Origin of the sequence: Actinomadura sp. HBU206391 (genome assembly GCF_014323665.1) — a bacterium.
Classification (GTDB): domain Bacteria; phylum Actinomycetota; class Actinomycetes; order Streptosporangiales; family Streptosporangiaceae; genus Actinomadura_C.
Genome location: NZ_JABVEB010000303.1, coordinates 1 through 5,974, shown reverse-complemented (window position 1 = coordinate 5,974; position 5,974 = coordinate 1). Strand labels below are relative to the sequence as shown.

The following is a 5,974-nucleotide window of genomic DNA, read 5'->3' as shown; positions in this document are numbered from 1 at the left end:
AGGTTCACGTCCGGATCTGTGAGGGCCGGGGGCTGAGATGCCCCCGGCTACTCGGCAGTATCTCGGCCAGCGACATGGACCCGCCGAGATGCCCGCCCTCCGGACCCGAGCACATCTCGACGATGTGCTCGCGTATCCGGTGGGTGTGCCGACGCAGCGCCGCCTCTTCAGGTCGCATGGTCAGCCTCTCGGCAGGTCGGTGAGCACGAAATGACCGGGTAGGTGAACGCCCAGCGCCTCGCGGATCTCGGCGGTCAGCACGAGGCCGGACGCGCCGGCCGCCGGCTCCAGCAGGATCGTGGAGCTGCGCTGGTCGAGCAGCGTCGCGGCCGCGGTGAAGTCACCGACGAGCGCAGAGCCCGCGGGGATCATCCGGGTACGGCTGATCTTGACGCCCTGGCCGGCGAGCCGGTCGAGCAGCGTTCCCTCGGTGAGCAGCGGCCACCAGTCGTTCGGATGCATCACGATCCCGTCGGCCGAGCCGCCGTACCACTCGCACAGTGCCGCAGTCGCGAGCAGCGTCTCCGCCCTGGATCCGGCCGCCTGGCGGCGACGGATCCCCGGGGTGCGGAGCAGCCCGCGGATCCCCTCGTCGCCCGCCCCGTTCAGCAGCGCGTCGTTCTCCGCGGTGCCCAGCCGGACGAGCAGCCGGAAGTCCACGAAGGCGGCGAGTGCGGCGGGATCCCGCAGAATCTCGGCCGGCACGGGAACCGAGGCCCGGATCGTCTGCACCCGCGCCGTGGTGGTGCCGGACCGAAAGTCCCATTCCGGTGCGGCGGTCGTCTCGTCGACCGCTTCGGCATGTTCCCTGAAGACGGTCACCTCGTCGGCGGTCACGACGGCCTTGCGGAGCAGATGGCGGACGGTGAGGCGCGGTCGGCGCTTGGCAGGAGGGAACAGATCGCTGATCGCGGCCCTCAGCTCGGTTCGCGCCGCGGATCCCGAACGCGCGTAGGCGAGGGCGAACTCCTCTCCCGGGCTGCGCCGGTTCAGCTCGGGGTCGTCCAGCAACATGCCGACCTCTGTCATCGACTCACACCCCCAGAGCCCGGCCGCCGTCGACGACCTGCACGGTGCCGGTGACGAAGCCGGCTCGTTCGCTCACCAGGAAGGCGGCCATGGCGGCGACCTCCTCGGGCCGCGCGACCCGGCCCAGCGGGATGCCCGCCGCGGCGGCGACCCGCCGCAGCGCGGTCTCGACGTCCCCGTCCAGCCCGTCCAGCAGGGGCGCCGTCGCCGTGTAGCCGGGGGCCAGTACGTTCACGGTGATGTCCGCGGCGCCGAGTTCGCGGACGAGCGTCTTCGCGTAGCCGACCAGGCCGGGCCGGACGATGTTGGACGGCGCGTAATCGGGGATCGGGGTGCGTACGGTCTCGCTCGCGACCATCAGCACCCGGCCCCACTTGGCGCGCCGGAGGTGCGGAAGCGCCGCCTGGACCAGGCCGATGTGCGCGACCAGGCTGAGCTCCACCGCGGCGCGGTAGTCGTCCAGGCCGAACGAGCCGGTGCTACCGGCGGGCGGGCCGCCGGCGTTCGTCATGACGATGTGGAGCGCGCCGCGCTCGGCCGCGGTGCGCTCGACCCAGTCACGGACGCCAGTGGCGTCCCGGATGTCCAGTACGGTAGCGGTGCAGGCGCGGGTCCCCGCTCCGCCGCGCGTGCCCGCGATGGCGTTGAGCTCGGACTCGGCCCGTGACAGCCGGCCGGCGTCCCGGCCGCAGATGGCGACGGTCGCACCTTCCCGTACCAGTTCCCGCGCGGTCGCAAGGCCGATTCCCGATGAGCCGCCGGCGACGAGCGCCTCTTTGCCGGTGAGTCCCAGATCCACGTCACATGTCCCTCAGGTAGCCGTACCGCTGTAGGAGGGGAAACGTCATCACGGTGGTCAGCATCCGCTTGTCGCGCGGCAGTCCGGAACGCCACCCGAGATCCTCGCGGATCACGGTGGGCCCTCGGGCGAACCGGTTCGGGTTGCCCGTCACGGTGTGGTTGTCGCCCAGTTCGACGGCACCGTCGGCGGCCACCGGGTTGACCGCGCCGGGGGAGCCGATCAGCTCCAGCACCCGGGCCACCGCGGCGCGCGGGTCATGAGTGAGATCCTCGTAGCGCATCCGCAGGTACGTCTCGGGGTGCGCTCTGCCGACGGCCTCGGCCGCGAGGTTGAAACCGATCCAGTGCCAGTTGCTGTTCAGCACGCCGCGCCGGCCCGTGTAGTCCTTCGGGCGCAGCCAGGACCAGGCGACTCCACGCGGGTCGCGGACGAGATGCACGTAGGCGGGCCGGACGCCGTCGAGGTGGGCGATCAGCGCGGCGTCCGAGGCGTACTTCGAACTGTCCACGACCACCCGGGCGCCCGTCGCCGCGGCGATCGCGTGGTAGGTGGCGGCCAGCGTCTCCGGCCACCGGCCGACCGCAGGCCGGTTCCGTACTCGCCAGGTATGTCGGGTACGGCACGTGGCCTGCCACGAGACCACGTCGGCGGCGTGTTCGGCGGGGGTACGGCCCGCCGGCCGGACCGCGTTCAGCACGTCCGACCAGAGCGGGCAGGCGGCGAGATCGGCGCCACAGCCGCAGCGCCCGTTGCTGCCGGTGCCGAGAACACCATTGAGCCAGAGAAAACGCAGTTCACCTGCGTGGAATACCCCCGGCGTCTCTGCGAGTACGTTGCCCAGCACCGTACTTCCGCTCCGACACCAGCCTGTGATGTACAACACCGTTAGAGACATGCCGCCCCCGAAGTGACCGGAATAGGTCTTGGTGTTTGTCCAAACACGATGAAAACACGATCTTGCGTTGAAAGCAGCCCCAAATTTGCCACGCTTGATACCGGTACAAGAGAGCTTCGTCCGCCTCCACGTCCACTCGCGAATTCACGGACCAAAGGAAGCGTCATGACGAACCCGCGGCATCCGCAGGACGAGTACCGGCGACACGGCTGGTGGCGGGACGAGACTTTCCTCGATGACCTGCGCAAGGCCGTTCGGGCTCAGCCGGGCAAACGCGCGGTCGTGGCGAGGAACGTCGGCCGGGACACCACTCGGGTGCTGGACTACGCGGAGCTGTCCCTGTTGACCGAACGCTGTGCCGGTGCGCTCATCGACCTGGGCGTGGCCCCGGGAGACGTCGTGGCGGTCCAGTTGCGCAACCGATGGGAGCTGGCGCCGTTGGTCCTCGGCTGCATGCGCGCGGGCGCGCGGCTGTGCCCGCTGGTGCCGGAGTATCGCAGGCGCGAGCTCGAGCACATGCTCCGGCTCACCGAGGCGCGGGTGTTCATCACGATGCGGGAGTGGGACTCGGTGCCGCTCGGCGAGATCGGTGTCAGCCTGACCGAGAGTCTGCCCGCTCTCGAGCACGTCCTCGTCGCGGACGTGGCGCCGGGCGACGAGCCGCCGACCGGCTCGCTCGAGTTCGAGCCGCACATCTTCGCGACGCCCTGGGAGGAGCGGCATCGCCCGGACGGCCGCGGGCTCGGCCCGGACGATCCGTGCCTGGTGCTCTTCACCTCGGGCACCACGGGCGAGCCGAAGGGGGCGGTGCACAGCCAGAACACGCTTTACGCGGCGATCCGCGGCGAGGCGGAGGTGTTCGGGCTCGGCGCCGACCTGGTCATGTCGGTGGCGTCGATCTACACCCATTACTCCGGGCTTGTTCAGGGCATGCTCATGCCGCTGATGCTCGGTGGGACGATGGCCTTTCTGGATGACCTGACCGGTCCCGACTACCTCGATCTGATCGAGCGGCACGGCGTCACGTTCCTCTACTCCACCCCGACCTACCTGCTCGACCTGCTCGACGCCCAGCGCACGCGCGCCCGCGCCGCCGGCGGCCTGCGCCACGTCGTGACGGGCTCGGCACCGGTCGCACCGCACCTCGTGGCCGAGATCAAGAAGGCGTTCGGCGTACGGGTGTTCGCGCTGTGGGGAATGACCGAGAACGGCCCGGTCACCATGACCAGACCGGATGAACCGGAGGACTGGGCGGCGAGTAGCGACGGGCGCCCGATCGACGGCATGGAAGTGCGGATCGACCCCCTCCCCGGGCGCTCGGACGGGGCTGGCCGGCTGTGGGTCCGGGGCGCCACCCAGTGCCTCGGCTACTACCAGCGGGACGAGCTCTACGCGGCGGTGCTGGACGAGGACGGCTGGTTCGACACCGGTGATCTCGCCCGCCCGGACGGGCGGGGCGGGATCCGGCTCGTCGGCCGGGCCAAGGACCTCGTCATGAGGCACGGCTTCCCGGTGCCGGTGACCGAGGTCGAGGCGGTCCTCGCCAGGCACCCGAAGGTCCGCGAGGTGGCGGTGATCGGCATTCCGGACGTCAACGCGGACGAAATGGTGTGCGCGGTAGTCACGCCGGCTACCGAGCCGCCGACACTGAGTGAGTTGCGCGGTTATCTCAATGAGGCCGAAATGATGGAATGGTTCTGGCCGGAACGGCTGGAAATGGTCGATGCCATGCCCAAGACCATCACCGGAAAGATACGCAAAGTCGAGCTCCAACAGCGCTACGCCGGAACGTGACCTTTCGGCGGCCGCTGGTCCTGTTCGTTCTCTGTACGGGCGTCTTTCTCGCCGCGATCGACTCGCACTTGGTCAACGTGGCGTTCCCCGCCATGTTGCGCGACTTTCCAGGCAGCGACCTGGCAGAGCTCTCGTGGGTCTTCAACGGCTACACGATCACGTTCACGGCGGCGCTGCTGCCCGCCGGGGGGCTGGCCGACAGGTTCGGGCACCGGCGCATCTACCTGGCGGGGCTGGCCGTGTTCGTGGCTGCCGGGACCGTGTGCGCCGTCGCACCGTCGCCGGGCGTCCTGATCGCGGCCCGGGTGGTCCAGGGCATCGGCGGCGGCACGATGACCCCGCTCGCGCTCGCGCTGATCATGCCGTGCTTCCCGGGGGAACGGCAGGGCACGGCCATCGGGCTGTGGAGCGCGAGCCAGTCGATCGCCATCGCGTCCGGCCCGGCGCTCGGCGGGGGGCTCGTGTCGGCATGGGGCTGGCGGACGATTTTCCTGCTGCACCTGCCCATAGGCCTGATCGTTCTGATCGGCACCTGGCGGGCAGTGCCGCGCGACCCGGCCACCGACCCGGCCACCGGGCCGACCAGGCGGCTGCCGGATCTGCTCGGTGCGGGACTGCTGGTCGCCGCGATCGGACTGCCCTCACTGGCCGTCGTGCAGAGCCACGACTGGGGGATCGTGAGTCCGCGGACCGCAGCGGCATTCGCCGCGGGTGTCATCGTGAGCGTGCTGTTCGTGCGCCGTACGAGGCGGCATGCCGCGCCCGTCGTCGACCTGCGGATACTCCGGACGCCCGGCACCCGCCGGGCCAACCTCGCCATGTTCCTGCTCGGCCTGGTCATGTTCACCTGGACGATCACCATTGCGATCTTCCTCGCCGAGGTCCAGGGACGCGACGCCGCCGCGACCGGGCTCGCGCTGACTCCCGGCCCGGTGATGCAGGCGGCGATCGCCATCGTGGCCGGCCGGCTGATGAGCCGGTTCGGGCACCGGACCCTGGCGCTCTCAGGGGTCCTGCTGCTGGCGGCGGCCGAACTTACACTGGCGTCGATGGCGGGTCCGCGGACCTCGTACGCCGGTGTCGTGCTGCCCGCCCTGCTGATGGCGGGCGCGGGGATCACGATGCTGATCAACGCGCTCAGCGCCGCAGCCGTCGCCGAGGTGCCGTCGGACCGGCTCGCGACCGGCACGGCGCTTTCGGTCACTTCCCGCGCCTGCGCCGCGGTGATCGGTCTCTCGGGCGTGGCGCTGATCCTCTCCGGCGAGCCGGTCGGCTCGGCCGGGGCCTACCGAGTCGTCTGGGGCACGATGGCCGGTCTGTGCGTCGTGCTCGGCCTGGTGGCCGCACGGTTGCGCGTACCCGGCGCTACGCCCTCACGGCAGGGCGCGTCGGCCGGGACTGAACAATCGGATCCGGCCGCGCCGGAGATCGCGCCGCCTCCCGGTTCTCGTGGC

General features: G+C 70.6%; 6 protein-coding genes. 2 read left to right on the top strand and 4 right to left on the bottom strand.

Features of this window, described 5'->3' with window-relative positions; genetic code table 11:
* Positions 1-4: 4 nt before the first annotated feature.
* From HKK72_RS34835 to HKK72_RS34820, 4 genes are read right to left on the bottom strand one after another with little or no spacing between them, the layout of a single operon-like run.
* Entirely contained in the window at positions 5-178 is a 174-nt protein-coding gene (locus HKK72_RS34835; protein WP_187238668.1) for a hypothetical protein, read from the bottom strand.
* A gap of 2 nt (positions 179-180) precedes the next feature.
* Entirely contained in the window at positions 181-1,029 is an 849-nt protein-coding gene (locus HKK72_RS34830) for a family 3 encapsulin nanocompartment shell protein (RefSeq protein ID WP_187238667.1), read from the bottom strand.
* A gap of 4 nt (positions 1,030-1,033) precedes the next feature.
* Positions 1,034-1,828 (bottom strand): SDR family oxidoreductase, encoded by a 795-nt coding sequence (locus tag HKK72_RS34825; protein ID WP_187238666.1) that lies wholly within the window; start codon positions 1,826-1,828, stop codon positions 1,034-1,036.
* A 1-nt stretch (position 1,829) separates the two neighbouring features.
* Positions 1,830-2,726: a sulfotransferase gene (locus HKK72_RS34820; protein WP_187238665.1), complete on the bottom strand. Its 897-nt coding sequence runs from the start codon at positions 2,724-2,726 to the stop codon at positions 1,830-1,832.
* A gap of 165 nt (positions 2,727-2,891) precedes the next feature.
* Between HKK72_RS34820 and HKK72_RS34815 the strand changes: the two genes are divergently transcribed.
* Together HKK72_RS34815 and HKK72_RS34810 are read left to right on the top strand one after the other, a co-directional pair.
* Positions 2,892-4,520 carry an AMP-binding protein gene (locus tag HKK72_RS34815; protein ID WP_187238664.1) on the top strand — a complete coding sequence of 543 codons (1,629 nt, stop codon included), beginning with the start codon at positions 2,892-2,894 and terminating at the stop codon, positions 4,518-4,520.
* Positions 4,517-5,974: DHA2 family efflux MFS transporter permease subunit (locus HKK72_RS34810; protein WP_187238663.1), on the top strand; the 1,458-nt coding region annotated here is incomplete at its 3' end. The genes HKK72_RS34815 and HKK72_RS34810, both read left to right, overlap by 4 nt.